A 2,515-nucleotide genomic window follows, 5' to 3' on the forward strand; every position below is an offset into this window, starting at 1 on the left:
GCTCGGCCGGCAGCCGCATGACGACCGGCAGCAGCAGCCCGTCGGCCGGGCGGAAGCCGAGTACGCGGGCCTGCGCCGGAGCGTCCTCCGCCGCGCGGCCTCCCCGCACACACCGCAGCTCTTGCCCTCGGCCTTCGCCGACTCCGCGGAGAGGGCCACCAGGTCGAGCAGCGCCGGCTGCCACGGGTCCTGTAGCCGGGAGACCGCGCCGACCTGTCGGTCGGCGGCGAAGGTGTACTGCGCGAGGTCGTTCGTGCCCAGTGAGAGGAACTCGACCTCCTGCAGGATCGACCGGGCCCGCAGGGCGGCGGACGGAATCTCCACCATCGCGCCGAACTTCGCCTGCAGACCGGCCTCGCGGCAGGCGTCCGCGAAGGCCTTGGCGTCCGTGCGGTCGGCGACCATCGGGGCCATGACCTCGAGGTAGACCGGCAGTCCCTCAGCGGCCCGCGCGAGCGCGGTCAACTGCGTCTGCAGAACGTCCGGGTGGTCGAGCAGCGTACGCAGACCCCGTACACCCAGTGCCGGGTTGGGCTCGTCGGCAGGGGTGAGGAAGTCCAGCGGCTTGTCCGCACCAGCGTCCAGCACGCGGACCACGACGCGGCCCTCGGGGAAGGCCTGGAGCACCTTGCGGTACGCCTCGACCTGCTTCTCCTCCGACGGGGCGCTCTTGCTGTCGTCGAGGAAGAGGAACTCGGTCCGGTACAGCCCGACGCCCTCGGCACCCGCCTCGACCGCCGCCGCGACGTCGGACGGTCCGCCGACGTTCGCCAGCAGCGGCACCTTGTGCCCGTCGGAGGTCGCGCCCGGGCCGGACGAGGCGGCCAGCGCCGCCCTGCGGAGAGCCGCGGTCTCCTCCAGCTCCGCGCGCTTATGCGGAGTCGGGTCGACGAAGATCTCGCCGGTGCTGCCGTCGACCGCGATCACGGTGCCTTCGACGATCTCTCCCGCCCCCGGCAGCGCGACGACCGCGGGCACGCCGAGAGCCCGCGCCAGAATGGCGCTGTGGCTGGTCGGCCCGCCTTCCTCGGTCACGAAGCCGAGCACCAGCGTGGGGTCGAGCAGCGCGGTGTCCGCCGGTGCCAGATCGCGGGCGATCAGTACATACGGCTCGTCGCTGTCCGGCACACCCGGCATCGGAACACCCAGCAGCCGGGCCACGATCCGGTTCCGTACGTCGTCCAGGTCGGCGACCCGCCCCGCCAGGTACTCCCCGGCACCAGCCAGCAGCGCACGGTAAGAGGCGAAGGCGTCGTACACGGCCCGCTCGGCCGTGCTGCCCACGGCGATACGCCGCTCGACGTCCGCCATCAGCTCGGGGTCCTGGGCCATCAGGGCCTGCGCCTCGAGCACCGCCTGCGCCTCACCGCCCGCCAGATTGCCGCGCGCGATCAGATCGGCGGAAACGGCCTCCACGGCCTGGCCGGCGCGCCCCTGCTCGCGCGGTGCCTCATCCGTGGGAATCTGCTTGGCCGGCGGCTCCAGCACCGCCGTACCCATGTGCCGCACTTCGCCGATCGCCACTCCGTGGCTCACGCCGACGCCTCGCAGCGTTGTCTCCATGTCACCCGTCTCCGGTCGGAAGCGGCGGATCGTTTCCGCCGCGGTGGATGTCGTACGCGCCGTCCATGCGGCGCGGGGCTCACTTCCAGTTGAAGAGAGTGCCGCCCGGCTTCACATCAGTGTCGTCGGCAAGGTCGGAAAGCGCGTCGGCGCCGGCCTCCAGCGCCACGACCGGGCAGATCGGGGACTTGCCGGCCGCCTCGACTGCCGACGGGTCCCACCGCACCACGGCGTCGCCGCGCTTCACGGTGTCGCCCTTGTTGACGAGCAGTTGGAAGCCTTCTCCATTGAGCTGCACGGTGTCGATCCCCAGGTGGGTCAGGACACCGTGCCCCTCCGCGTCGACGACGACGAAGGCGTGCGCGTGCAGAGAGATGATGACGCCGTCGACGGGTGCGACGGCCTCGGAGGGTTCACGCACGGGGTCGATCGCGGTACCGGGACCCACCATCGCTCCGGAGAACACCGGGTCGGGCACGGCCGCGAGTCCGATGGCACGCCCGGCGAGCGGGGACGTCACGGTGGTCATGGGAAGCCTCCCAGGGCGGAGAAATCATCATGCGTCGTCACTACCTGTGCTGGACGACGACGTGCTGACCCGAAGCGTAAGTCATAGGAAGTGAGGACTCCGCACAACTGACGCCCGGTGGACGGCGTCACAGGGATGAGGAATCGGTTTGCCTCGTCGCGGGCGAGGCATGTAGTGTCGTACCCCTGCCTGCAGCCGAGGCGATGCGGTAATCCGCAAGCCGAGCAAGGGCAACATCGTGTATCCCATCCTGATCCATTTCTCGGATCCAATTCTGCATGCCCGCAGATGAGTGGTCAGAGGAGCGGAAATGGCCTGATAGAGTGATGAAACACCGAAGGGAAGCGCCCGGAGGGCCCGGAGACGGGGCCGAAGGAAGCGTCCGTTCCTTGAGAACTCAACAGCGTGCCAAAAGTCAACGCC

Annotated in this window: 2 protein-coding genes; both read right to left on the minus strand. The window is 70.0% G+C overall.

The window, feature by feature from the left end:
- A partial coding sequence (ptsP, locus tag ABZW18_RS34580; RefSeq protein ID WP_356195442.1) for a phosphoenolpyruvate--protein phosphotransferase occupies nucleotides 1–1,563 on the minus strand: 1,563 nt, incomplete at its 3' end.
- A gap of 79 nt (nucleotides 1,564–1,642) precedes the next feature.
- Complete coding sequence (locus tag ABZW18_RS34585) at nucleotides 1,643–2,092, minus strand: PTS glucose transporter subunit IIA (protein ID WP_356195444.1); 450 nt, start codon at nucleotides 2,090–2,092, stop codon at nucleotides 1,643–1,645.
- Nucleotides 2,093–2,515 lie beyond the last annotated feature (423 nt).

Source organism: Streptomyces sp. NPDC004647 (assembly GCF_040609575.1).
Taxonomy (GTDB): Bacteria; Actinomycetota; Actinomycetes; order Streptomycetales; family Streptomycetaceae; genus Streptomyces.